General features: G+C 60.2%; 23 protein-coding genes. 19 read left to right on the top strand and 4 right to left on the bottom strand.

Annotated elements, in window-relative coordinates; all coding sequences use genetic code 11:
- Position 1 precedes the first annotated feature (1 nt).
- From ADIAG_RS01960 to ADIAG_RS01970, 3 genes are all read right to left on the bottom strand, one after another.
- Positions 2 to 2,179 carry a hydantoinase/oxoprolinase family protein gene (locus ADIAG_RS01960; protein WP_007269613.1) on the bottom strand — a complete coding sequence of 726 codons (2,178 nt, stop codon included), beginning with the start codon at positions 2,177 to 2,179 and terminating at the stop codon, positions 2 to 4.
- Positions 2,180 to 2,208: 29 nt separating this feature from the next.
- Positions 2,209 to 2,646, bottom strand: coding sequence for an acetone carboxylase subunit gamma (locus tag ADIAG_RS01965; protein ID WP_007269614.1), 438 nt, complete (start codon positions 2,644 to 2,646; stop codon positions 2,209 to 2,211).
- Positions 2,647 to 2,708: 62 nt separating this feature from the next.
- Positions 2,709 to 4,631, bottom strand: a complete 1,923-nt coding sequence (locus tag ADIAG_RS01970) for a hydantoinase/oxoprolinase family protein (protein ID WP_007269615.1) — start codon at positions 4,629 to 4,631, stop codon at positions 2,709 to 2,711.
- A 242-nt stretch (positions 4,632 to 4,873) separates the two neighbouring features.
- On the opposite strand from ADIAG_RS01970, the gene ADIAG_RS01975 reads away from it, so the two are divergent.
- A complete protein-coding gene (locus ADIAG_RS01975; protein WP_235045802.1) occupies positions 4,874 to 5,380 on the top strand; it encodes an IclR family transcriptional regulator domain-containing protein in 507 nt (168 codons plus the stop codon).
- A gap of 473 nt (positions 5,381 to 5,853) precedes the next feature.
- Here the strand turns inward: ADIAG_RS01975 and ADIAG_RS01980 are convergent, their stop codons facing one another.
- Entirely contained in the window at positions 5,854 to 6,228 is a 375-nt protein-coding gene (locus ADIAG_RS01980; RefSeq protein ID WP_007269617.1) for a hypothetical protein, read from the bottom strand.
- Between the two features lie 567 nt (positions 6,229 to 6,795).
- Between ADIAG_RS01980 and ADIAG_RS19770 the strand changes: the two genes are divergently transcribed.
- The 18 genes from ADIAG_RS19770 to ADIAG_RS02050 all read left to right on the top strand — a co-directional run bounded on the left by ADIAG_RS19770 (position 6,796) and on the right by ADIAG_RS02050 (position 23,137).
- Positions 6,796 to 7,311 carry an alternate-type signal peptide domain-containing protein gene (locus ADIAG_RS19770; protein ID WP_007269618.1) on the top strand — a complete coding sequence of 172 codons (516 nt, stop codon included), beginning with the start codon at positions 6,796 to 6,798 and terminating at the stop codon, positions 7,309 to 7,311.
- Between the two features lie 45 nt (positions 7,312 to 7,356).
- Positions 7,357 to 7,890, top strand: a complete 534-nt coding sequence (locus ADIAG_RS01990; RefSeq protein ID WP_007269619.1) for a hypothetical protein — start codon at positions 7,357 to 7,359, stop codon at positions 7,888 to 7,890.
- Positions 7,891 to 7,928: 38 nt separating this feature from the next.
- The gene (locus tag ADIAG_RS01995) at positions 7,929 to 8,534 is read left to right on the top strand and encodes a signal peptidase I (protein ID WP_007269620.1); all 606 of its coding nucleotides are present in this window, start codon (positions 7,929 to 7,931) and stop codon (positions 8,532 to 8,534) included.
- Positions 8,531 to 9,022, top strand: coding sequence for a hypothetical protein (locus ADIAG_RS02000; RefSeq protein WP_007269621.1), 492 nt, complete (start codon positions 8,531 to 8,533; stop codon positions 9,020 to 9,022). Before ADIAG_RS01995 ends, ADIAG_RS02000 begins: the two co-directional genes overlap by 4 nt.
- A gap of 1,681 nt (positions 9,023 to 10,703) precedes the next feature.
- Positions 10,704 to 10,874, top strand: a complete 171-nt coding sequence (locus ADIAG_RS21545; protein WP_007269623.1) for a hypothetical protein — start codon at positions 10,704 to 10,706, stop codon at positions 10,872 to 10,874.
- Between the two features lie 38 nt (positions 10,875 to 10,912).
- Entirely contained in the window at positions 10,913 to 11,932 is a 1,020-nt protein-coding gene (locus tag ADIAG_RS02005; RefSeq protein ID WP_007269624.1) for an ABC transporter ATP-binding protein, read from the top strand.
- On the top strand, positions 11,929 to 12,960 hold the full coding sequence (locus ADIAG_RS02010; protein WP_007269625.1) for an ABC transporter permease: 1,032 nt from the start codon (positions 11,929 to 11,931) through the stop codon (positions 12,958 to 12,960). The genes ADIAG_RS02005 and ADIAG_RS02010 overlap by 4 nt, the downstream gene beginning before the upstream one ends.
- A 14-nt stretch (positions 12,961 to 12,974) precedes the next feature.
- On the top strand, positions 12,975 to 14,300 hold the full coding sequence (locus tag ADIAG_RS02015) for a YcaO-like family protein (protein ID WP_007269626.1): 1,326 nt from the start codon (positions 12,975 to 12,977) through the stop codon (positions 14,298 to 14,300).
- 33 nt (positions 14,301 to 14,333) lie between these two features.
- Entirely contained in the window at positions 14,334 to 15,017 is a 684-nt protein-coding gene (locus ADIAG_RS19775; RefSeq protein WP_007269627.1) for a TOMM precursor leader peptide-binding protein, read from the top strand.
- Positions 15,010 to 16,614 carry a nitroreductase family protein gene (locus tag ADIAG_RS02025; protein WP_007269628.1) on the top strand — a complete coding sequence of 535 codons (1,605 nt, stop codon included), beginning with the start codon at positions 15,010 to 15,012 and terminating at the stop codon, positions 16,612 to 16,614. Before ADIAG_RS19775 ends, ADIAG_RS02025 begins: the two co-directional genes overlap by 8 nt.
- A complete protein-coding gene (locus ADIAG_RS19780; protein WP_007269629.1) occupies positions 16,611 to 17,354 on the top strand; it encodes a nitroreductase family protein in 744 nt (247 codons plus the stop codon). The genes ADIAG_RS02025 and ADIAG_RS19780 overlap by 4 nt, the downstream gene beginning before the upstream one ends.
- Positions 17,355 to 17,443: 89 nt before the next feature.
- Complete coding sequence (locus tag ADIAG_RS21260) at positions 17,444 to 17,620, top strand: thiocillin family RiPP (RefSeq protein ID WP_007269630.1); 177 nt, start codon at positions 17,444 to 17,446, stop codon at positions 17,618 to 17,620.
- A gap of 54 nt (positions 17,621 to 17,674) precedes the next feature.
- Positions 17,675 to 17,848, top strand: coding sequence for a thiocillin family RiPP (locus ADIAG_RS21265; protein WP_007269631.1), 174 nt, complete (start codon positions 17,675 to 17,677; stop codon positions 17,846 to 17,848).
- 47 nt (positions 17,849 to 17,895) lie between these two features.
- The gene (locus tag ADIAG_RS21270) at positions 17,896 to 18,069 is read left to right on the top strand and encodes a thiocillin family RiPP (protein WP_007269632.1); all 174 of its coding nucleotides are present in this window, start codon (positions 17,896 to 17,898) and stop codon (positions 18,067 to 18,069) included.
- Between the two features lie 91 nt (positions 18,070 to 18,160).
- Positions 18,161 to 19,303: a M50 family metallopeptidase gene (locus ADIAG_RS02035; protein WP_007269633.1), complete on the top strand. Its 1,143-nt coding sequence runs from the start codon at positions 18,161 to 18,163 to the stop codon at positions 19,301 to 19,303.
- Entirely contained in the window at positions 19,300 to 21,711 is a 2,412-nt protein-coding gene (locus ADIAG_RS02040; protein WP_043472629.1) for a hypothetical protein, read from the top strand. The genes ADIAG_RS02035 and ADIAG_RS02040 overlap by 4 nt, the downstream gene beginning before the upstream one ends.
- 43 nt (positions 21,712 to 21,754) lie before the next feature.
- The gene (locus ADIAG_RS02045) at positions 21,755 to 22,711 is read left to right on the top strand and encodes a thiopeptide-type bacteriocin biosynthesis protein (RefSeq protein WP_007269635.1); all 957 of its coding nucleotides are present in this window, start codon (positions 21,755 to 21,757) and stop codon (positions 22,709 to 22,711) included.
- Positions 22,712 to 22,747: 36 nt separating this feature from the next.
- Complete coding sequence (locus ADIAG_RS02050) at positions 22,748 to 23,137, top strand: hypothetical protein (RefSeq protein WP_007269636.1); 390 nt, start codon at positions 22,748 to 22,750, stop codon at positions 23,135 to 23,137.
- Position 23,138 lies beyond the last annotated feature (1 nt).

The following is a 23,138-nucleotide window of genomic DNA, read 5'->3' on the forward strand; positions in this document are numbered from 1 at the left end:
CTCAAGCTCCTTGGAATTGAAGTTTGGTGGTCACATCGGTCGTATTGGTGGGGTCTTTGAGCAGCCAGACTGCGCCCTGCGGGGTTGGCTCAAGGCGCCATCCCGGTTCCACGAGGTAGGTGGTGCTCTCGGTGGTGACCAGCGCAGGGCCGTTGATCACGTAGTGGCTCTTCAGCGACATCGTGTCGTAGATCGGCGTATTTACCGGATCCTCCTCATCGGTGAAGTGGATGGTGCGTTCGGCGACGGCCACCGGTTCGATGCGACGGGTTCCGCTGGAGTCCAGTGACTCGAATTGGACCACGTCCCCGTCGATGTAGGAGGCGACCCGGACCGTTTGCACGCGCACCCCGGCCTCGGGGGCTTGGGTGCCTTCGCCGTAGCGGTCGCCGAAGATGTCGGAGAATGTCTTGATTAGGTGCAACACGGCCCCGGTTCCCTTGACGCGGTTGATGTCGAAGGCGACTGCGGTGGTCACCAGCTGGTTGCCATAGCGCATGTCCATCTCCAGGCGGTACTTGACCGAATCGCGGTCGTACCCCTGGCGGACCAAGTCCTCGGCGCCCTTCTGCTCGAGCTCCTCGATGTAGTTGTTGATTGCGTCGTAGTCGTTGTAAAGACTGCGTTCCAGGGCGTCGTAGAGCACGATGTAGGCACTGCGTTCGTGGATGTGCAGCGGCTTCATGTTCCCCGCGCCGAGCGCGGAGAACACCGAGGCAAAGGGTGGGAAGAGGATCTTGCTGATGCCGGCACGGGACGCGATGCCGCAGGCGTGCAGCGGGCCGTTGCCGCCGTAGGCCAGCATGGTGTAGTCCTCGACCAAGCCGCCGCGGGTGCGCAGTTCCTTCTCGATGCCGATAGCCATTTCCTCGTCGACCGTGCGCTTGATGATCTTGGCGACCTGGATTGCTTCCAGATCCAGTTCGTCGGAGAAGGCCTCCTCGATCGCGTAGGCTGCTCGCTTCTTGTTCAGCGGGATGTAACCGTTGGCGTAGTTCTCCGGGTCCAGGTATCCCAGCACCAGATCGGCGTCGGTCACGGTGGGCCGCAGGCCGCCGCGGTCGTAGCAGGCCGGTCCCGGGTCGGAACCAGCGGATTCGGGACCGATCTTGATGGCACCGTGGATGCGGTCATAGGAAGCGATGGAGCCGCCGCCGGCGCCCAGGGTGTTCAGGTGGATCATGGGTGCTGAGACCATCCAGCGACCAATGGTCGGCTGGAAATCGTAGTGCTTGATGCCGCCCTCGGGAACCAGCCCGATGTCGAAGGAAGTCCCGCCCATGTCCATGGAGACCACGTTGCCCAGCCCCGTGGTTTCCGAGAGGTGCTGCGCGCCGCCGACACCGGCGATGGGACCCGAGTGGATGGTCTGCAGTGCATCGGTGGAGTTTGGCTGGGCCATTCCGCCGGAGTTGTGGATCACCAGCATGGGCTTGTCGTAGCCCGATTCGCGCAGGTTGCTGGAGAGCTGGTTCAACGCGTGGAACATGGTTTGGTGAAGGAATGCGTCCACCACCGTCGACATGGCTCGGATGTATTCGCCCTTGCGCCCGGAAACCTGGCTGCTGAGCAACACCGGGATCGCTCCAAGCTCATGGGCCGGGTATTCCTCGAGGATGATCTCCAGGATTCTTTCCTCGTGGTCGGCGTTCTCGGTGGCATTGGTCAGTGCCACGACGATGGCTTCGGCCCCGTTGTCGACTAGTTCGCGGACCTGTTGGCGCACGTCTTCGTACATCAAGGGGACCAACACGGTGCCGATGGAATCGATGCGTTCCTTGACGGAACGCACAAGGTGGCGCGGGACAAGGGGCTCGGGGCGTTGTGCGTCGGCCATGTCGCCCTGCTTCAGGGGGTCGAGGCCTTCACCGTAACCGCGTCCGCGGGAAAGGTGGATGGTGTCCTCGAAACCGTGGGTGACCAAAACCCCGACGCGGGGTCCAACACCCTCGATCAATGCGTTGGTTCCCAACGTGGTCGCGTAGCGTACGGAGTCGACTTCCTTCAGCGCCTGCTGGCGGCTGACTCCGGCTCGATCGCACGCCAGGTCCAAGGCTTCATTGAAGCCCAAGGCCAGGTTGTGGTGGGTGGTCAGGGCCTTTGACTCTACATAGATGTCGTCCCAGACGAAAAAGCAGTCACTGAACGTACCACCGATGTCAACAGAAATGCGTTTCATGTCCTGTTTGCTCCTTTTGGAATTCTGGCTTAGCGATGCGAATGGTTGTGGTGGCCCTCGTGCGTCGAGCGCATGTCGGTGACGGCGTTTTCGCCCGGACCGTAGTCGACAACGAGTTCGGGGTCTTCCCCTCGTTCCTCCCATTGCGTACGCAGCGCATCGATGTCCCAGATCATGTCGATTGTCGGCGGGTGGCCCGGCGGAAGGTACTCGGTCTCCATCTGCGTGCCGCACTTCGGGCAGCAGTATTCGAGGATGCGGCAGTAGGCGGGGTCCGGTGAGAACGTGAACTCATACTTCTCCGGGTCAATGATCGGGGGGTGGATCTCGCGGGGGTCGCGGTCGTAGACAAGGGTGCCTTCCTTGTAGCTGCCGCGGGCGTCACCGAGGTTGTGGCCGCATGGGCGGCACACCCACTGTTCGGTGGAAAGGTCGATGTAGAGGTATTCCGTCATGGGGACGCGCATGGTCGGTGCCTGGCTTTCTGTCTTGGTGGTTCAAAAGGCGGAGCGAAGGAAAAGAGCAGTGGCTACTGCGAGTCGGAAAGCAGCAGGTCGCCTGCGGCGGAAATATCGAGGACCCAGCCGGCAGGGACCCGGGTCGTGAAGAACGGTCCCTCCACGATGGCCGGTCCCGCGGCTGTGGCTCCGGGTGCTTGCTCCTCGAGCTGATACACCGGGATCTGGTCCACCAAGTCGGCTGAGGAACGGACCGAGCGGGTTCCCGCGGCCACCGCCTTGCTCTTTGACTGTTCGTGGTTGCCCGGCAGTGTCGGGTGGGGGAGGGCATAAGTGCACTTCAGTGAAAGCAGTGCCAACTGGCCGTCAGTTATTTGCGGGGTTGTGGTTTCGTCGAATAGTGATTCCCTGGCCAAGGAGCCATCTGCGTTTTCAATGACAAGCGTCCAGTCAAGGTCGCATTCATTGATTGTGTGTCCCTCCTGGAACATGTCACGAGCCGCGCGCCCTTCCATCTCCACCCTTGCCTCATCGATCTGTGCGGCCGATGCCCCGGTGATGTCGATTTCATAGGTTTGTGAGATATCCGAGAAACTGATCCCGAAAGCCGAGAACACCGCGGCGAGACGCGGGATCAGCACGTGGCGCACTCCCGCGATCCGGGCCGCGAGGCATGCGCTCATCGGACCGCCTCCACCGAACGCGGCAAGCGTCGTCGTGTCCGCGTCCTGGATCGTACCGGAGAAAGCCGAGGCCATCTGCTCGGCGTAGGTCCGCTCCATGAGGATCAGTGCCTCGTCGAGGCTGATGCCCAGGGGCTCGGCAACGGTCGAGGTGATGACCGCCCTGGCGCGCTCGGCATCCAGCTTCAGTTCCCCGTTGAGGTAGGTGGCAGGATCGAGCACGCCCAGCAGCAGGTTGACGTCGGTGATGGTTGCCTGGCGGCCGCCAAACCCGAAGCAGGCCGGCCCGGGTGCCGCGCCGACGCTGTCGGGGCCAACGGTGATCTCGCCGTTCTGCACGGCGATAACAGAACTTCCGCCGATGCCCTTGGAATGGACGTTGCTCATCTCGTAGGAAATGGGCACGCCCTTGACGCTTCCGCGGCGATCCGTGGAGATCTCCGAGTTCAGTACCGAGCCGACGTCCGTGGTGGTCCCACCCACGTCGATCATCAGCACGTGCTTGAGCCCGTAGGCATCTGCCAGTGCCCGGGTTCCCTCTAACCCGCCGCGCGGGCCCGAGGAATAGGTCTTCAAGGCCACCGACTTGGCCACACGGGAGGACGCCCCGTCGTTGCGGTAGATCAGAAGCGGGTTCTTGACCTTGTAGGAACGCAGCCGGTGCTCGGCGCTGTACAGGAAACGCTCGACGGTGGGGTGGAGGAAGGAGTTGATGATTCCCGACCAGATCCGGCGGCTGCGCAAGGTGTCGGAGGTGAAATCCCAGGAGAAGAGCACCGGCACAGAGCCGAGCAAATGCCGGGGGAAGTTCTTCAGCATCGCACGCTTGTAGAGCTTTTCGCGGTCGAGGTCCACTGCGGCAACGACCAGGCGTTCGGCGCCGGCCGTGGTGAGGCGGTTGATCTCGGTGACCAGCAGCCGAGCGCGGGAATCCTCGTCGCCGTCCACCGGAAGCAGGCTCACCCGTTCCCCGATCAGGTCGTCAAAAAGCCTGGATGCCTCGGGATCCTTGCGCAACTCCGCCACGAGATTCGGGTCGTCGGTGATCAGGCCGATGCCAGGACCTTTTCCCTGGACCAATGCGTTCGTGCCTTGGGTCGAGGAATAGCGGATATGACGTGTGGAGTGGAGCAAGGACGGAAGGTCTTCCTGCCCGTAGATGGTGGTCGAGGCCTTGGCCAGGCCATCGAAGAGACACTGGGACAGGTCGGCCGGGGTTGTCAGCGTCTTCGTGAAGGTGAAATCGGTGCCGCTTCCGACGACGATGTCGGTCAGGGTGCCACCGTTGTCGATGTTGATCAAACGTTCCATGGAATCTCCCAAAGCCTGGCATGTGAGCTGAGTCATATGCGGTTGTGTTTGATTAGTCTGCACCGCGGGCCCGGGTGGAGCGCTACTACCCGCAGGGGTGGTCCGCCGAGGGTGGGTCACGGCTCCGGGTGGGTGGACAGAGCTACCCACCCGGGTGGCCATCCCGGGTGGGTGAGGCAGTGAACGCGTTGCGCCTGACGATTTTTGCGGTGTGTAGGGAATGGTCTTTCTGACGCTTGGGCGTGGTTGATCAGCCCGGCCTGTGGATGCTGGACCCGGAGTTGTACCGGATGGGCATCGTGGTGGTCGGCTGCTACGACATCGCCTGCCCCTATGTTTCGGTGCTGGCCGAAGCCACGGGCGCGAGCACGTTCCCGCTGGGCGTGGCATCGGCGGGGCTGACGATTCTGTCGTTCTTGCCGGAGAAGCCGATCGAACGCTACATGGAAAGCCATGACCTGGCCTCGGGTCATGGCAGCGAGCATGGGCGGGAGCTGTTGATGCAGCGCATAGCAGAGACGCGCGAGCGCGGGTGGGCTGTCAACCCGGGTCTGATCGTTGAGGGTAGCTGGGGAATGGGAGCGGCGGTCTTCGATACGGCAGGCCAGCCGGCATGGGCGCTGAGCCTCACCGGCATCGAGTCGAGGTTTGCTCCCGAACGGCGCGATGAGATGGGCCGGTTGCTGATGCATCACGCGCACGAGTTGACCAAGAAGCTGCGCGGGGAGCAAGCGCTGCCCGCCCGATGACGTCCGGCTGTTGCAATGACGTCGTCACACGGAGTCGAAGCTGCGGTGAGGGGCTTTACCTGTTTTGATGGGGCTCCTGGAGATGGATAAAGCGTTCTTTTGACGGCAACTCTGCTTTGTCCCGAGGAATGCGTGCTACAGATTTCCCGGGCTGACATCCGCTAATCAATTGCGGTTGAAATGGACCTGCCGATGGAAAATCCATGGCCTGGATTCACCGTTCCGACGCCGCAGCCCGCCGCGCAGCCGGAACATCAACCTGCGCGTGCCCCAATTGGCCACGTAAAGGTGGACATCGTAGTAGCGCTCCATCGGTGTGACCGGTTCTGCGCCAAAATTGCCCCACTGGTACTCGTTTATGAACCCGGTGCCGGTGATCCGGGCCCAGGCGGACGGCGACTTGACCTCATCATCCTGCTTGTCACGAGTCGGAGGTCGGTCAGGGGCCAGGAATTAGTCATACTGGTTCTCGCTCAACGCGCGTCCCCCTGGCCTACGTTCCCGAAGGGCTTGGCCACGAAGGCCGAGTCCATGCCCAGGTGGAAGAAGATGTGCCCCTCGACGGTTTCGTCGTCCACCAATGCCGCCCATCCCCGTCCGCTGGTTTCGCGGCCATCGTCATCACCAGTCCAAGAAAATCCGATGCCGGGTTCTCCGTTCCGTTCAAGCGGGCGGCAGTCCATCCGGCCGCGCACGACGATGAAACTGAACTCTCCGTGTCGGTCCTCGGAAATTTCGATAAATCCCGGTTGGACCAGGTCGATGGCATCGGAGTCCCATTCGTCCATCTCGGTGATGCGCCATCGGCCGGTCAACTGCGAAGCGGACCGCGAAAGATTTTGATTCATGCCAACCGGCGTATCGATTATGGCGAGCTGGATGGATACGCAGCCCAGTCGTGTTTCGGCACGAGAAGCTTGGCCTTCATATCACGAAGAGGAGCATCCCATCCATTGGTGGAGCTTTGCGCTGTTCGGATCGGGGATGGTCGTGATCCGCGCCGGTGTTGCGGACGAAAAGTTGGCTGCGTACGGGCAACGAATCACGATCCTGATTCGGATGAGAGGTAAATGGATTCGGCTACATCGATCATGGCGCCGGGCGCCGCTCTCGTACCCTCGCACCTTCGCGATGGTGCGGCGGGAGCCACTTGACGTCCACTGGGCCGGTGCGTCGAAACTGAAATTTACGCCCAAACCAACTAGTGGTGGGGACGGATCTGAAGCTGGTCTCAGCAAGGCCGGCGAAAGCTCAAGAACGCCTCAAGTATCTCGCCTTTCAGGGTTCGGGAACCTTGCAGAAGAGTTGTGTCGACGTTTCACCAAAACGCGACCGCATCTTGAGCCTGCCCCGAGATAGTTGTTTCAGCGCAGGCCGCTGGGGCGATGCGCAACAAAACCACAGGGAAACACACCATGAATAAGATGACCAAAGGCGCACTGGCAACCGGCGTAGGCGTAGCACTCTTGCTCGGCGGCGGAGGAACCCTGGCCGTGTGGAACACCGCGGCCGAGGCAAACGCAGGCACCATGGCCAATGGCGACCTGAAGATGGAAGCGGGCGCGGGCACCTGGACCAACGCCGCCGGCACCGTCGTGAACCTCGCCACCTACCGTGCCGTCCCGGGCGACACGCTGACTTTCCGCCAGCCGGTCACCGTGGAGCTGGACGGTGACTTGATGGTCGCCAACTTGACGGTCACCGACAAGCTCGCCTCCACCGCAAGCTACCTCAGCGTCGGAGAAGCCGCCCTCACTGACGCAGCAAACAAACCTGTTATCAAGGAACTGACCAAGGACTCGGATGGCGCCTACACCGCCGCGGTGACGGTCAAGTTCCTGGAGACCACCGGCGGAACCGTCGGCACCAAGGCAACAAACGACTTGGGCAAGATCGGTTTCAAGCTTGAGCAGGTCGCGCCGAGCACGTAACAACACCGCGGGGACGGCCCCGAAAATCCATGACCAGGAGTCCCCATGAAGCGCATGCTCAAAGTGACCGGGTTGGTCTTGGCCGCCGTGGTCCTGGGGCTGCTGAGCGTCCAAGGCTCCCTGGCCCTGTGGAATACCACAGCCAATTCCAAGGCCCAGAATATGAGTACCGCCGATTTCTCGGTATCAGTGAAGTCGGATAGCGGCCCCACCGCGTATCTTGCCGAAGGAACCACCGCCGTGGATCTGGCAAGCCAGAACCCTCTGAAACCAGGTGAAAGCAATACCCTGGCCATCCGGGTGGGAAACGCAACCAATGCCAGTAGCGGGACATTCCGGACTCGTCTTGCACCGGGTACCCCGGTGGTCGGCGGAGCGCTGAAGAACCACCTGACATTGAGCCTCACCAAGGCCCAAGGCAGCGACTGCTCCAAGACCGTGAGCGTGACCAGCATCGACCTGGCCCAGGATGAATCTGCATTGTTCTGCCTACAAACCACGCTGGCCCCTGCTGCCCCGGCCACGCTCTCCGGAGCGAAAGGAACCATCAGCTTGCCGCTGAGCGCCACACAGCTCTAAGACACCACATCATCTCTTCTTGAAAAGGAACGGCCACCATGGCACGGCACCAAGCACCACGCGCCACCCGTAAGAACGCCTCGGCATGCCGCCTCGCCGGCCAATTGCTGAGCTTCACCGCGCTTATCATCACGGCATTGGCCGCGATGGTGCTGATCGTTGTTCCGCTGCTGACCGGTTCGCAGACCTACTCGGTGCTGACCAGCTCCATGAAGCCGAACTACGCCCCCGGCACCCTCCTGGTGGTCAAACCGGCAAGCTTCAGCGAGCTGAACGTCGGGGACGTCGTCACCTATCAGATCGAATCGGGCCGCCCCGAGGTCATCACCCACCGGATTCTCTCCGTGGGCGCCGACCAGGAAGGCAACCGCACGCTGATCACCAAGGGGGACAACAACGCGCTGGCCGATGAGAGCCCGGTGTCTGAGGTCCAGGTACGCGGCAAGCTGATGTATGCCGTGCCCTACATTGGATTTGTCGCCAACTGGCTCGGGAACCAAGACCGGGGCATGTTCAGCCAGCTGGCCGCCGGCGGTTTTATCCTCTACGGCTTTGGCACAATCGCCAACGCCGTCAACACTCGACGCAAGCGCTCCCAGCAGACAAGAGAAACGGAATCGACCTCGATGGAGCTCGCGGCATGAGCACTCCCAGGGCGACGAAATCGATGGCTGGACTGCGCCTGGCAGCTATCGTCTACGTGGCGGTACTGATGCTTGGCCTGGGTGGAGCAGGCGCGCACGCGTTGTGGAAAATGTCAGGTTCGGCAGTTGGCACCGTGGTCGCTGGATCGTGGGCACCGAAGAAGATTGCTGCCACCTCGGTGACGTGTGAACGCAGTGACAGCTGGGACCACGCGAATGTAACCGTGACCTGGCAGGCGGTGGACGCTGATGCCTACTCGCTCGAATTCACTGGCAACAACGTGGACTTGGCCCGGAAAACAACTACGCTTTCTGAGACTTTCAAAGTCAACAAACCTGGACTACTCGGCTTCGTCGACTACAAACTGTCCATCACGCCTACGGTGGGAAGCGGCTCGGAAGTCGTTCTTGGAAACCCAACCAATTTCAACGTCACCGTCAAGAACGCCACGGGAGTATTTGGCAGCGTGAAATGCTCGGCGCTCTAGCAGCTCTCCCTGCGCAGAAGCATCGGCAGCGTGATTTCGCGGCTTCAGTCCGACACCACCACCGAGGGATTTAGCCGCTGGTCGCTGTGAATCCGTCCCTCGCCGCCGAGTGTGCGTGGAATCTTCGATAAGCGCCCCGAGGGTCTTGGGTACGTGCTTAGGACAGAAGAGCTGGGTTGCTGGCACATCCGTGCACGTGAAAATCGTGGCGCTGCCACGTACATCGGCATACAAAACGTGTCACTTCTTGAATACCTAATATCTCAGGCGGCTGCCAAAGTGCGGTGTCGGGCCGAGATCACCTGCTGATTGCCGCGGCCCTACACCGTGAGTGTGCGGCCCAGTGGAATTTGGGTGCAGTTCATTCGGTTGAGGGGTCCCTCAACGGTTCTCTAGAGCATCGGGAAACAACTGAACGACTGCATTTCCCTACGAAGGCCATATGCTTGCCAGCTTCATTCCGTGGTGTGTTCTTTTAGCCGTTGGCTCTGTGGCCTTCGTTGTGCTGGCGGTCATGGGAAAGTGTCCTATGGAGGCCACCAAGAAGCCACCGGATCAGCCCTGCATAATCATGTGGACTGGCCGCAGGCGGTCAGTTCAAACGCACGAAACCCCTGCTGCCAACGAGCGATTTTTCGCCGATGCGCGGCCTTTCCCTGTCGGCTGGCAGTCCAGCCCTGAAGCGACGCTGCCGGGACGCACTGCTGCACTCGATCTTCCCCGGAGCGGCAACGAATCCCGGCGCTGCCAGCATTCACTGTCCCTGCCTTCGGTGACGACGATTCGTCTCCGTGCGCAGGATTCCTTCTCCAGACTCTTGACTGCTCCGCTGCGGCGACGTGGATTCCCTCGGACTGCCAAGACCTAGCCCGCATATGGCCATGGGCAAGCGATAACCGTAGGCATTGATTCATAGCCACTAACCGGCCCTGGTGACCGTTGTGGCGTCCGCCGCCTGTACTCGGGCATTCCCGGCCCGCTCCCAATACGGATTGTCGACCGCCCGACTGCGAGGCAAACAAGTACTTCGACCGTTTTCGTGCTGATGTCGGCGTGTTTCAAAAAACGCCTGGGACCTTGCCTGGGTTTCCTGACACTCAGCGTCGCAGGAGGAGCCCTGCGTCCTTTTCTGGACAGAGTCGCCAAGCCATGGCACCACCCCATTGCCCGCCTCACGCCGGAGAAGCTGCCGGGCGATACAACAAATGCTGTCCTTCCAGTTGTGATCGTACTGTGCGGGTCCCCGGGTCAGCCACGTCTGCTGGAACGGCGGGCATCGGCAGATACAAGGTATGAACCCCGTCTGGGTGGGCTTAGCAGGTTTTTGAGTGCCGACAGTTTCCGTTGCTGGGAAGCCAGCCGCCGGATCATGCTTTCCCACTGTCCATTGTGTGTCATGTCCATAAGCTGCCACGTGATGTTTCCGGTTCTGTCCCGGTGCCGCAGCGGCCTGCCTCGTGACTGGAAAAGGGCCGTTTGTCCGCGTGTTTTCGGGAGTTTATATGTGGAGGCCACTGTCGGCGTTGTGTCCGGGCGATGCCACATGTTGGTGCCTCTTGGCCAGATGTTGCAGTGGCCGCTTCCTGATCTTCCGACGGCTATTCACGGCGGGGGAAGGTAGTTCTACAAGCACGGGACAGAGGAATCCTTCCTCAGACAAAACGACTTACCAGGAGCCGAAATGACCAAGCGTATCCGAATCTTTCTGACTGTTATCGCAACCTCCGCCACTCTGGCGATCGCTGCAGGATCGGCAGCAGCTGCTCCGATCCAGACACCGGAAGCCAGCGAGATTCATACCTTGGTCGACTCGCCTGAGCAGCTGCCCTTGCTGGACTGGGACTGGAAGTAACCGAATCGAACTTACAGATTCAAAGGAAAGGGAACGCCATGAGCACGATTACGGATTCACCCTTGAGGGCAGTTGCTGTCCAGGATGTCGAGACAGTCGTCCGGATCAAGGGTTTGACCAAACAATACGGGGACTTCACCGCTGTGAAATCGCTGGACCTAGATATCAACCGCGGCGAGATCATCGGACTGCTTGGCCCCAATGGCGCCGGCAAAACCACCTCCATCGACATGATCGTGGGCCTTCAAGCACCGAGCAATGGGTCGGTCAGTGTCTTCGGACTGGATCCGACAAAAGACCGAGCTCAGTTCACTCGTCGAGTGGCAGTGCAGACCCAGGAAGCGACACTTTTTCCGTCGCTGACAGTGGCCGAAACGCTTCGGCTGTTCGCCTCGCTGCATGAGCATCCGCTATCGGTCGCCAGTGTGGCTGCGGCGACGGGCATGGACGAACAAGCGGGCGTCAAAGTGCGAAAGCTTTCCGGCGGCCAAACAAGGCGCCTGCTCCTGGGTGTGGCGTTGATCGGGGACCCGGAACTGATAGTCCTAGATGAACCCTCGGCCGGCCTTGACCCGGCGGCCCGTCAGCAACTCTGGGGCGTGATCAGAAACCTTCGTGAGCGCGGTACTACGGTCCTGTTGACCACACATCACATGGATGAAGCCACGGAGCTGTGCGACCGCGTCGCGATCATGGTGGACGGCGGAGTCATGGCTCTCGACACCCCCGAAAACCTTGTGTTGGCCCAGGCAAACAACCGAAAAGTAAGCTTCACGGTCTCGTCCGAAACGGCCCTTCAGTCGTTGGAAGACCTTCCATCGGTAACCGGAATCCAGACGCGTCCGAGCAACGGCGCACTTCGTGTCACCGTTTCCACCAGCGATTCCGATGCCGTCATAGCGTTTCTGGGGGCCAACACCGGCCTCGGGGCACGCGTGATCACCGTGGACGGCGGAAACCTGGAAGATGTGTTCCTGCAACTGGCTGCGACGTCCAATTACTCAACGCGCACCGATAAGCCAAGTCGTCAAGGACGGTTTGGAAAGAGGACCCGATGAACAAACAACTGACAATTCAGCCCCGCTCGGCGTTGGCCGAGCTGACGGCAACAAATACCAGAGAACTGGTGCGAGACGGCAAGACGATGTTCTTCGTGCTGCTCTTTCCGCTCTTCTTCCTTGGACTGTTCTGGTTCATCGGCTATTCGACCGATGCCGATGCTGCCACGCCACATGTCGTGGTCGCAGAAAGCACGATTGGGCCGGAAATCAACGAGTCGCTGGAAAACCAAGGGATCGCGACAGTTCCCCGGAATGACCCGGCGGCCAACATTCTCCTGACCATCGACGGAGAGCACGCGACAGTGACCTTGGCGGCCACCGACCAACCGTCCTGGAGTCAGACGGTGCAGGCACTGCGGGATATAGGCATCCCGAGAACCGCAATTGACGTGGTCACCACCGAGGGAATAACGGCCATGGACCCGCTACGCACCTCCATGGCATCGATTTTGATGGTTTCCTTCCTTTCGCTGGCATTCCTGGGGACGGCTGTACCGCTGGTGAGCCTCCGGGGACAGGGAACGTTGCGCCTCTTGGGAACGACTCCCTTGAAACGCTCGGTCTTCGTGCTCTCACAATCACCGGCACGGTTTGGACTAGGTCTGTTTCAGATGATCTTGGTCATTTCGGTGACCTTCTATTTGGGATACCTGGACATCGCGCATCTGCCCAGATTGATCGTTACTGCCCTCTTGGGGCTGATCATGCTCTTCAGCCTTGGATTCCTGATCGGGTCAAGGGCACGGAATGCCGAAGCCACCACCACCGTGGTTTCGTTGCTACTGCCCGTGGCTCTCATGCTCTCCGGGGCGGTCATCCCGATGCAGGTCTTCCCCGAGAGCGTGGTTCGGGTCTTGGAATGGCTTCCGACCACCGTGCTTGCCAACTCTCTTTCGACGGATTTGGTGGGTAGCGACTCCGGACTGAGCATTGGCGTTTCGTGGGCCGCGATGGCAGCGGTGGCAATCGTCGCCGCCATGATAACCACCAAAATCTTCCGCTGGGATTCGGTGATCAAGAAATGAACAAGGAGAAGATCATGGGATCTCAACAGGACCTAGGCCAGCTTGCCGAGCTTGACCAACTGGTCGGACCCCTGGGGGTCGTCAACGGGATCAGTCGACTTCCCAACCACGCCGGAGAACCGGGCTTCCCGATCTATATTGCACGTATCGGCGACCTGAACTCGATTTCGGCGAATGTCCAGGAAAGCACCGATGGTGCCTCAACCCGGGGACAAATCGATGGTGCCGGCGGTGCTATCGACCCGGTCAAGGCCTCCAAGCTGTGTGTTGCCGAAGCGCTGGAACGCTACGCCTCATGCGTGGTTCCCGAAGAACAGATCATCTGGGCTACTTCGGATGATCTCGGGGATCAAGCCATCGACATCCGCCGGTTCCCCGAATGTTCGCCCACTGAACTGGCCAACCCCAGATCGGTCCATGCACCGATCGATCCAACCGCCCCGATTCGCTGGGTAAAGGGATGGTCTCTGACGCATCGGCGCCCTGTGTATGTACCTGCGGTTTCCACCTGGTTGCACATTCGGGCTCGCACGGAGGCCGAACGGTTCACGATGCCGATTTCTACCGGTTGCGCGACACATTCATCGCTGTCCCAGGCCATCATCAACGGGCTCGGAGAAGTGATTGAGCGTGATGCCATCGCACTGACCTGGCTGCAGAAGATCCCTTGGCCGCGACTAGAAATCGATGTTACCGACGAGCGCTTGGCACCGTTCCTGGACAAGTACAACAACAGTCATGTCCGCACGGAGTTCTTCAACGCAACCACCGACGTGGGGGTGCCCACCTTCTATTCGGTGGACCTGACACCCGACAACAAGGTTCTGGGCCAAATGGTCATGTGCAATACCTCCCTTGACCCCGTCGACTCGGTGGCCAAAATGCTCCGTGAATCCGCCTCATCGAGGATCGCCATGCAGGCCCAACGGCAACGTCCCGCCGATGTTGACGAGTTCACCTCGGTCTTCCACGGCGCAAGCTACATGGGGGAACCTGACCAGGCCTCCGAATTCGACTTCCTGTTGAAAAATACGCGAAGCGAGAAACTTTCGTCCATACCGAACATGCTTTCCGGCGACCCCGAGCAGGATCTGGAAGACATGGTTGCACGGCTGGCGGCCATCGGCGCGGAAGCCGTGGTTGTGGAGATCACCACGGATGAGGCCAGACGCGCGGGCTTCCGGGTGGTGCGGGTCATCGTGCCCGAACTGATGCCGCTCTCCTTCGTGCATACCGGCAGGTACCTCGCCCACCCACGACTCTACGAAGCCCCAAAAACAATGGGCTATACCAGCCACCCGGAAGAACAGATCAACCCGCTGCCGCAGCCATTTGCCTAGGCATCGCCCCAAACATCTCGAAAGGAGTCCACAATGAAAATCCATGTCATCGCCACCGGAAAATTCGGGGGAGAAGCAGCCAATCGTTGTGCGGACCTGGTGCGCCGGGACGGCCATGTGGTGCGCATCGATCACTATGACGACACTCGGGTTGGCCACGAATCTGGCTGGCCCCACGCGGAACTACGGGTGCTATTTGCCTGGCGCGAAACTCCGGAGCTGATGGAGCGCATCGATCGGCAGTGCGCCGAGACCGGTATCCCTTACACCGTTGCCGTGCTGACGCACCCGCGGTTGCGCATTGGGCCCACCATTATTCCCGCCACGGCGCAGCTGCCGGCTCGGGAAGCAGGCTGCTTCAAATGCTACGAAAGTCGTCGCCTCCAGCACGGGGCGTTGGACGCCCGTTCGGCGCCGTTGTACGAGCACTACGACAAGGACCCTGCTGCGGGCCCCACCGGATACCTGCCACACCACGCTGGCTTGGCAGCAGCTGCGGTGGCCAGGGTCGCTATGCAGCTGCAGGAAGAAAACCTGGCAGCAGTGCAAAACATGGAACTGAGCTACAACCTACTGACAAACGGCCTTCACCAGGCCGAACTAGTGCCAGTCCACGGATGTCCGCGCTGCGGCAGCCGGGACCTGGATGCTTCCTGGAGCCAACTGGCCAAGGAACTGCCTGCCCTCGAACCGGAGTTGGAGAACAGCCATGGGTAACAACGTGCTTCAAGCCGAAGCAATGGGAATTGCCACGCTCAGCGATCCACAGTTCAAACTTCCCCTGAGGCCCGCCATGGCGCCCGGTTTGGTGGTACTTCCCACCGATCATGGGCTGCTGGTAGAGGGTGGACCAGCCAGGCAGCTGTTTGGCGGAGATGCCGGGGGTGACCTGCGATCGGTCTGGTCGGCTCTCGACGGTAGCCGGGGCATCGACGACGTGGCACTGTCAACGAACCTTGAGGAGCGCAGGGTGCACTCAATCACCTCCCTGTTGTACGCAAGCGGTCTCCTTGAAGACGCGAGCGATGTCCCCGAGGTGACGGGATTCGATGAACAGGCCATGTTGTTTATGCGGCGATCCATTGACTCAAGCAGGGTCAATATCTCCGGAGCCCATGCGGCCAACCGTTTGCAACGAGCCACGGTTTGCCTGGTGGCTAACGACGATCACGGGGACTTGGCAGATGCTCTGCACCAAACACTTTCCTTGGTGGGTTTTGGCTCATTGAAGCGCTGCGACGCAGCGCTTCCGGCTGACGCCACCTACGTGATCGTCTTGGGAAGCGGCGGACTGGCCGAGGCCGCGGCAGACAACGCCGCACGGCTAGGCATACCGGTCCTCCCGGCACAGCTTGTCGGGGAATGCGTCTACTACGGCCCGCAGGTTCATCCCGACTATTCGCTGTCCTACCAGGATTTGGCGCAACAGATTGCCGCTGAAAACCTGGACGGCCCGAGGTCGGAATCCGAGGCAATCGCCGCCGAACTCATCGCTGGCGAGGTACTGACGCTGATCTCACGTGTCGGGCACTCCATGGCCCAGCAGGCGTTGGTTAGATTGAACCTGACGTCAATGAAACAGGACCGCCTCGTTGCCGTCGAGTCAACCAAGGACGGCATGCCGTTGGCCTACGCCTTCGAGGCCTCTACGGTTTTCGCCCCCAGAGAGTTGAGCTCGCCCCGGGACCACCAAGTCCACTACAAATCCTCGAATCTGGCCCTCACCATGGATTCGATGACGTGGCCCTCGGCGCCCACTCTGCCCTTCAACCTCAGCCCATCATCCACTGGGAAACTGGAGGCCGCCGCGCTGTCGCAAATCATCAGGTATGCGGCAGGCAACCGCCACGGCGGAGAACCAGTCAACGGCAAGGTCCAACGTTGGGCACCGACCGGCGGAAACCTCGGTTCCGTCCAGGCATACCTGATCGTACGCAACGTCCCGGGGCTGGAGACGGGAGGATACGGGTTCGAGCGCGGAGACGATTCCCTAGCCATCCTCCCGTGGGTTTCCTCGTACCAATCGTTGGCAGGTCTTGACCTAGGCTGCGCGGTCTCTGTGGTGCTGACAGGAGCGCTCAGCCGCGTCGCCTCGAAGTACTCGGCCTTCGCGTGGCGGATCATCCACCTTGATGCTGGGGTCGCCAGCGCACACCTGGACGCGGCGGCCAGCGATCTGGGTTTCACGGCAACCGCGGCACCAATCTGGGACGACACGGGAATCAGCAACATGCTGGGGATCAACCTGGATCATGAACCGATCACCTCGGTCATCAATATCTCTGCAACGAAATCGCAAGGAGCAGAACAATGAGCACTGTTGTTCAAGGCGGAACAAAGCTCGAAAGCCTGTCGACCCAATACGACATCATCACCGAGCTGCAAAAGGCAGCGTGTCTAGATGCCGAGGATTTGGCAGGGCTCCCATTCGCTGGAGCATTTGCCCCGCGACGGGTGCGTGGCGTTCACGGACCAGTTGGCATGGAACCTGTTCCCGTGACACGGCGGATCCCCGCACGAAAGACCCTGTCCCAAACGTTGGAGTCGCGTACATCCGAGCGCTTCTTCAACGACACGAAGGTCGGTCCAGACCTGGTGGCGGAGGTCATGCGAGCAGGCACTGCCTACGACCAGACCCAATGGGCGGGAGAATGCGCCAACGGACTGGAACTGGACCTCCTAGTTGCCGCACGGCAGGTCGATGGCATGGTTCCGGGTTTCTACAGGTTCGCGGATGAAACTTTCACGCCCGTGGAACCGCTGACGGAACCACTCGACGACCTCGTGCTGCAACTCGAGTTCGCCTCTGCCCCCTTCATCGTCCTGGCACTGGCTCCACTGGCGGATGAGTTACAACGGTGGTCCGACCATGGTGAACGCGTGGCGAATCTGAGAACCGGTGGAGCCATCGCAGCGGGACTGCTGGCGGGCCAAGCCCGCGGACTGTCTGGCAGCCCCTTCGCCGGGTTCCTCTCCGCACCACTGCGTCGCCTGTTGAACACCGACGGATACGAAAACGCACCAATGTTTGCTGCCGCCTTCGGGTACCGGTAGCTCCATGAATTTGGCCGGCCATCAACCGGTCAGACGTAACAAGAACACTCACCATCATTCAATCAACGATCTAGACAAGGAAAACGAAAATGAACAACGAACTCTCCGCGCCTGAAGACATCTACGCAGTGGATCTTGAAGCAGTCTCCGCCGAGGGGCTGCCGGACGATGCGGCTCTCGCCTCCTTCTCCACGGGGTCAACCGCCGGCACGGCCTCCTGCCCCTCCTCTGTGTCCACGCTGGGTACCGTCGGCTGCGCCGGATAAATTCGCCGTCTGCCTCCGCCCGCAATTCACGAAAAACCATTGAAAGGAACCACCATGAACATCAACAATCCAGCCGAACTGACAGCAGAAGACCTCTCAGAGGGATTAGAAGTCGATGCCCTTGACACCGATGCCGCACTGGGTTCCTGGGGCTCCCTCGGCACCTTCGGATCCGCATCGTGCCCGGCCTCTGCCAGCTCGGTAGGCTCCGCCTCTTCATTCGGCTAACCCTCCACCAAAAACAAAAAACCAACAGTTTCAACGAAAGGCACATCATGACTGAGCAAATTCCGGGCGAGACCACCGATCTTTTCGCCCAAGAAATAGGTGTTGAAGAACTTGCCACAGAAACCGCTGCCGGGTTCACCACCGCGGCAACCTTCAGCAGCGTTTCATCGGCCGGCGGATCGGTAGGCACCGGCAGCAGTCTCTCTTCGGCCGGCGACTGAACCCTGGAGCGGGAGAGACCAACCTTCCTGGCACGGTCCTCCCGCCCCTTCTTTTCCCAATTCTGTTCACATGTCGAAAGGATGAAACCTCATGGGTCTAACACCTACCTTGAATGACAAGACCGCTCTTGCCGGTCCGAGCGACGTCGGGGCTTGGTTCCGCGACACGAAGCAGCAAGTTCGTGAAGACGTTGAGGTCCTGCAGGGATTGGATCAGCGGCCGCTGCTGTTCATCAGGACCACGGGCAAGTATGTCGCAGTGGGCTTCGATTTGCCCAAGCTCCTGCCGCTTTTCGACGGTACCCGCACGGGTGCGGAAATCATCGAGCAGATTGCCTCACGTGCCGATCCCATCCTGGCCATGGACCGGCTGGGAGGGATCCTGCACGAACTTCGGCAGGCCGGCGCTCTTGTCGAGGCTCCCAAGCCAGAACATGGGCGTCGGGGCATCGCGAGCTTCATGCGTCGAGAACATCTGCTGAGGTTGCCGCTGACGCGCAGCATCGGCACCTGGCTGGAAGGTCCTGTTGCGCCCCTGCGGGCCATCCCAGGCCGTGTTTTGGCCGGACTATGGGTCACTATGTCCGCCATCGGGTTCGCTGTGGGGCTGTTCAGCCTGTTCACTGCGGGCTCGGGATGGCAGCTTCCTTCCAACCTGTGGGTTCTTTACCTCGTATTGTTCCTTCAAATCGGGTTCCACGAACTCTCACATGCGCTGGTATGCCAATACCTGAAAGTTCCCGCGAGGGAAGCCGGTGTGGGCCTCATGCTCTATGTGATGCCCGTTGGTTATGTGGACAGAACGGATTCCTATCGGATCACCGATCGCAAATCACGGGCCTTCCTGTCCTTGGCAGGGCCGATCAATGACCAAATCTGGTTCGGTGTCACAGGGCTCGTGGTGCTTCTTGCCCCACCAGAAATCTCACATCTGGCGTTTTCAATGTTGGCGTTGCAAGTGCTGCTGACGCTGATGAATTTCAACCCGTTGGTTCCCTCGGACGGGTACCACGCAGTTTCAGCACTCGCCGGAATCGTGAACTTCCGGGGCAAGGCACTGAACTACCTGACACACAAGCTGCTCCGGGTTCCCCTGAGCGAATCGCAACTAACCGTGAGCCGCAAAACTTCGAGGGCTTACATCTGGTACGGCATCGGGTGTCTTGCATTCGTGCTCGTCTTGGTCCTTGGCATGGCCCGCACCGTGGGCAGACTACTGGAGGTATTGGCTTGAGCGCGCAGGTCCAGGAAATCCCTGAAATTTCAACTACCCACGACCTCGATGCCAGACGCGTGCAGTTCGGACCACACATGGCCCGGGTGGCAGGCCTGGAATCCACGAGGCTCGCCATCGGGTGTCCGCTCGCGGCGGCAACGGCCGCCGAGATCCACGAGATTGAAGAGCTGGTCCTGGCGGCCGGGCAAGAAACCGGAGAATTGTTGTTTCGGCTTGTTCCGTCCCTGGACCAGGACAAGGGGCTGCGTCGCGAGGTGCTGGCCCTCCGACGGGAAACCAAACGAGAAAGCCCGCGCATTGACGAATCAGTGATCAATAGAATCGCTGTCGCAGGTGCGGACCACAACACGTTGCGGGCACTTCATGCATGGAACAGCCTAGCCACCAAGGCCAAGTCGCTGCGTGAACGGTTTAGCGATGAGGTTCACTCGGAGGTGCAGCAAGCCAACGAAGTACTGCAGCGATTGCGTGCAGATGAAGGCTTCCTCACCGCTGTCGCGGATTCCTCACCGTCGTTCGCGGCAAATCCAGGGGACGGAACCTTATCGCCGGGACGCCGAGATACCCGTACCGTTCTCTCGTATGCATCTCGGGCGGCCCGCAAGACCAGCCCGTTCGGTCGTCTGACGACCGTTTCCTTGGCGGGTGCTGGCGCAAGCAAGCAGCAGGCGGAAGCCGCAGTCGTGTCACAGAGCTATGTGCATGCGTGGCTTTGGGTGCTGGCCCGCGACGAAGAGACCTCCGCGCTGTTCCAGTTTGAATTGCTGGATACCGGGGGCTTTGACCCCGTTGCCGAGGCCGTGTCGATTCCCGAGCTCATTACCCACGGAGACATCGTCTGGAAAACCTCGTCCCGTGCTTCGCTCCGAGGGTTCGCTGAGGTTTGGAATGCCCTGCAGGCTCACGGGAATCGTTGGGACTTGCCCCCGCTGCTTGCCGCGATCGGTGGCAGCGACCCCTTTGCCACGTTCATGCGGTTCCTTGAGGCCGGAATTTTGTATCCGGTGGCCCCCTGGGACTACAAAGAACCCAATGCGTGGCGAGTGCTTGCTGACCTAGTGGAGGATAACGCCCCGCAATCGCGGGCGGCAGGAGAGATAGCTGAATTATCCGAACGGATCTCTCTCTATCTGGCTTCTTCCGGTAGCAGCAGGGGCACGCTGAAAACCGACTTGGCCGCTCACGCCGAACAGCTCTTGGCCCGACGCGGTGTACCCGAGGACCGGCGGAGATTCCAGATTTACCTCGATGTTGCGGAAACCGCTGTCGACACGACGCTTCCTGGCGCCACCTCCAAGAGCTTGGAATCCTTTGGCGCAGAATTGGCGGCGCGCATCCAGCAGCGGGCGTCCTATCCCTTGTTGGTCGCACGTTTTGTCGAAACCTACGGTGTCTCGGGTAAATGTTCCGAGGCTTGGCGTTGGCTCGTCGAGGCGGCCCACGATCAAGGATTTTACGCACAGCTCCAGGCTCTGCACCATCGGGCCGGAGACGTAGCGGCGAGGCTCGGCCCGTCCATGCCCCTGCCCAACACGGCGGTCGCCTTCCAAACATCCGAGGATCCATACGCTGCGCTCATCATCAATCAGTCTCATGCCGGCACCGGCAGCGTGATGGCACGCTTCGCACATGTGCTTGATGGTTCGGACGGGCAACTGAAGCAGTGGGCTTCGGTCTTGGCACATGGGGGCAGCGCTGTTGAATTTGTTCCCTCGTTCGAAGTCAACGGGTTGCAATCGGTCTCCAAAGGGTCCCTGCGCCGGTTGGTGCGTCCCGACGATTTTCCGATGAAAAGCGCACTCGACGAGGTCACGATGACATCAATGGTGATTCGCCACGACGTCGAGACTGACTCACTGGTGTTCTACGCTCCCGACGGAGAGACCATCGTCCCGTTGTATATGGGGATTGTTCCGTCGCACCTGCTCAGCGGGGTGGATCGACTGTTGGCCACGATTGCCGACCCTTGGCTGCTTCCACGCCCGGGGGATGCGCCCTTCTCCCGCCTCGAAGATCAACAACGAGTGGTGGCTAGGCCGCGCAAAGATCTCGATGGAGTGGTACTGAGCAGGGCCCATTGGTCTGTTCCTCTCGGTGAGCTTCCAACATTGAGCGGAACGGACGAAGAGCTGGTTCGGAACTGGACGGTATGGCGTAGAAACCAGGGGATCCCCTCCGAGGTTTTCGTACGGTTCGTGCGCTCCACTCAGTCATTCTCCCCGGCAGATAGGAAGCCCATATGGGTGGATCTCACCAGTGCCCACGCACTCAGTGCGCTGTGTACTGCGTTGCCCAAAGACGCTCTGGGTGTCCGGTTGACAGAGGCGTTGCCCACGGGTGCATCTTTGGAATCACAAGGCGATCGTGCTGTCGAACATTTGTTGTTCATGACGTTCGCCAAGTAAAGCAGAATCGCCAGACAAACCGTTTTCCAGAAAGGAGTCATCGATGTTGACTTTCGGCACGGCTCAAGCCGAGCGGACACTCTCCGAAATTCCCCAGTGGTGGTATGCGTGCCTGTACACCGGCGGTTCCAACGCCACAGACGACGTGATTGCCGGCCTGCTACCGCCAATGTTGGCGGACGTGCGCATGAGTGGAGCGCAACGCTGGTTCTTTATCCGGTATTTTGATGATTCGGGCCCGCATCTGCGGTTGCGAATTTTTGGCCCTGCACGTGCATTGAATCGCCTGGTCCGTAGCTATTCTGACGTCTCTGCGCATTTGGACCTCATGAGACAGATAGAACGAGGGGAACCAGTTGAACTGATGAAGGGGCCCAAACACCCTGGCCAGTTACGTGACAGCGTGGGAATCTCCCCGGCCGTCTATGCTCCGGAGATTGAAAAATACGGTGGAATGGACGGCGTTGAATTGGCTGAAGCGTTTTTCGAGTTTTCATCGGAACTCGCGTTGTGGGCCGTAGCCCAACACCAGAAGGGAAGCAGCCGAGATGCCCTGGCCATCCTCTTGCTCAGCGACAGCGTTGACTCATTATTGACCGGACCAACTGCGTCTCATTGGTGGCAGCGCCAGCGGGTTTCGGTCGACAGGTTCTGGCAGATCCACGCCAACTGGTGGACTGGTGCGATACACGGGGACGACGCATTCCGCCAGCTCACAAGAAACCACGCCAGCGCCCACCGGGAAAGCATGCAGGATCGGATCGCAATCGTTGCCGCCGAACCGAATGTGCTGGCGTGGCGTCAACGCTGGTTCAAGGCCATCGATGCCTATCTCAACGATGTGCACGACTACGACGTGGGAAGGACTGCACAACACCTGGTATTTCATCAGAATCATATGATCATGAACCGTCTGGGGTATCTGCCCCGGGAGGAAGCCTTGCTGGGGATGTACGCAGCGGATTGGATGGAGACCCCAGCCTTCACGCATGACCGCTAACAACCAATAACCAAGGACCAAGAAAGGTCGTTCACCATGTCTACCAATTCCATGATTTTCAAGAAGCCCAACAAACCGGTATTGAGGGCCCAGGCCAAAGTCAGCGGCTCGTGTGCCGTTGTAGCTTGGCTGTTTGTGGTCGTCGCATCGATTGCGCACTTACAAGATGACTATGTGCTGGCCGGTATCATTGCCGCCGGCGTCCTCAGTGCCGTGCTTGCTGCCCTGTCCTTGGCCCTCCGCCCCCGCGGTCTGTCGCGTCGGGCGACGCTCATCACCACATTGGTCCTTTTGGTTGTCGGGGCAAATGCTCCGCTCATCGCCCGGGCAACCGACCAATGGTTGGCCATCTTGGCCATTACTTTCGCCGGGGCGGCAGCACTCGTCACTTCCGGATTTTTCCGGAAAGCCCCGGAAGAGTCCTAAC

It is taken from the genome of Paeniglutamicibacter gangotriensis Lz1y (assembly GCF_000348945.1).
Classification (GTDB): Bacteria; Actinomycetota; Actinomycetes; order Actinomycetales; family Micrococcaceae; genus Paeniglutamicibacter; species Paeniglutamicibacter gangotriensis.

Excerpts from the sequence above, each read along its gene's own strand:
- ADIAG_RS01995 (WP_007269620.1), top strand. The coding sequence starts at position 7,929 with ATGGCACGGCACCAAGCACCACGCGCCACCCGTAAGAACGCCTCGGCA.
- ADIAG_RS02050 (WP_007269636.1), top strand. The coding sequence starts at position 22,748 with ATGTCTACCAATTCCATGATTTTCAAGAAGCCCAACAAACCGGTATTG.
- ADIAG_RS02035 (WP_007269633.1), top strand. The coding sequence starts at position 18,161 with ATGGGTCTAACACCTACCTTGAATGACAAGACCGCTCTTGCCGGTCCG.
- ADIAG_RS01965 (WP_007269614.1), bottom strand. The coding sequence starts at position 2,646 with ATGCGCGTCCCCATGACGGAATACCTCTACATCGACCTTTCCACCGAA.
- ADIAG_RS19780 (WP_007269629.1), top strand. The coding sequence starts at position 16,611 with ATGAGCACTGTTGTTCAAGGCGGAACAAAGCTCGAAAGCCTGTCGACC.
- ADIAG_RS02045 (WP_007269635.1), top strand. The coding sequence starts at position 21,755 with ATGTTGACTTTCGGCACGGCTCAAGCCGAGCGGACACTCTCCGAAATT.
- ADIAG_RS01980 (WP_007269617.1), bottom strand. The coding sequence starts at position 6,228 with ATGAATCAAAATCTTTCGCGGTCCGCTTCGCAGTTGACCGGCCGATGG.
- ADIAG_RS19770 (WP_007269618.1), top strand. The coding sequence starts at position 6,796 with ATGAATAAGATGACCAAAGGCGCACTGGCAACCGGCGTAGGCGTAGCA.
- ADIAG_RS21265 (WP_007269631.1), top strand. The coding sequence starts at position 17,675 with ATGAACATCAACAATCCAGCCGAACTGACAGCAGAAGACCTCTCAGAG.
- ADIAG_RS02025 (WP_007269628.1), top strand. The coding sequence starts at position 15,010 with ATGGGTAACAACGTGCTTCAAGCCGAAGCAATGGGAATTGCCACGCTC.
- ADIAG_RS21545 (WP_007269623.1), top strand. The coding sequence starts at position 10,704 with ATGACCAAGCGTATCCGAATCTTTCTGACTGTTATCGCAACCTCCGCC.
- ADIAG_RS01990 (WP_007269619.1), top strand. The coding sequence starts at position 7,357 with ATGAAGCGCATGCTCAAAGTGACCGGGTTGGTCTTGGCCGCCGTGGTC.
- ADIAG_RS21260 (WP_007269630.1), top strand. The coding sequence starts at position 17,444 with ATGAACAACGAACTCTCCGCGCCTGAAGACATCTACGCAGTGGATCTT.
- ADIAG_RS02010 (WP_007269625.1), top strand. The coding sequence starts at position 11,929 with ATGAACAAACAACTGACAATTCAGCCCCGCTCGGCGTTGGCCGAGCTG.
- ADIAG_RS02015 (WP_007269626.1), top strand. The coding sequence starts at position 12,975 with ATGGGATCTCAACAGGACCTAGGCCAGCTTGCCGAGCTTGACCAACTG.
- ADIAG_RS02005 (WP_007269624.1), top strand. The coding sequence starts at position 10,913 with ATGAGCACGATTACGGATTCACCCTTGAGGGCAGTTGCTGTCCAGGAT.
- ADIAG_RS02000 (WP_007269621.1), top strand. The coding sequence starts at position 8,531 with ATGAGCACTCCCAGGGCGACGAAATCGATGGCTGGACTGCGCCTGGCA.
- ADIAG_RS21270 (WP_007269632.1), top strand. The coding sequence starts at position 17,896 with ATGACTGAGCAAATTCCGGGCGAGACCACCGATCTTTTCGCCCAAGAA.
- ADIAG_RS19775 (WP_007269627.1), top strand. The coding sequence starts at position 14,334 with ATGAAAATCCATGTCATCGCCACCGGAAAATTCGGGGGAGAAGCAGCC.
- ADIAG_RS01960 (WP_007269613.1), bottom strand. The coding sequence starts at position 2,179 with ATGAAACGCATTTCTGTTGACATCGGTGGTACGTTCAGTGACTGCTTT.
- ADIAG_RS01970 (WP_007269615.1), bottom strand. The coding sequence starts at position 4,631 with ATGGAACGTTTGATCAACATCGACAACGGTGGCACCCTGACCGACATC.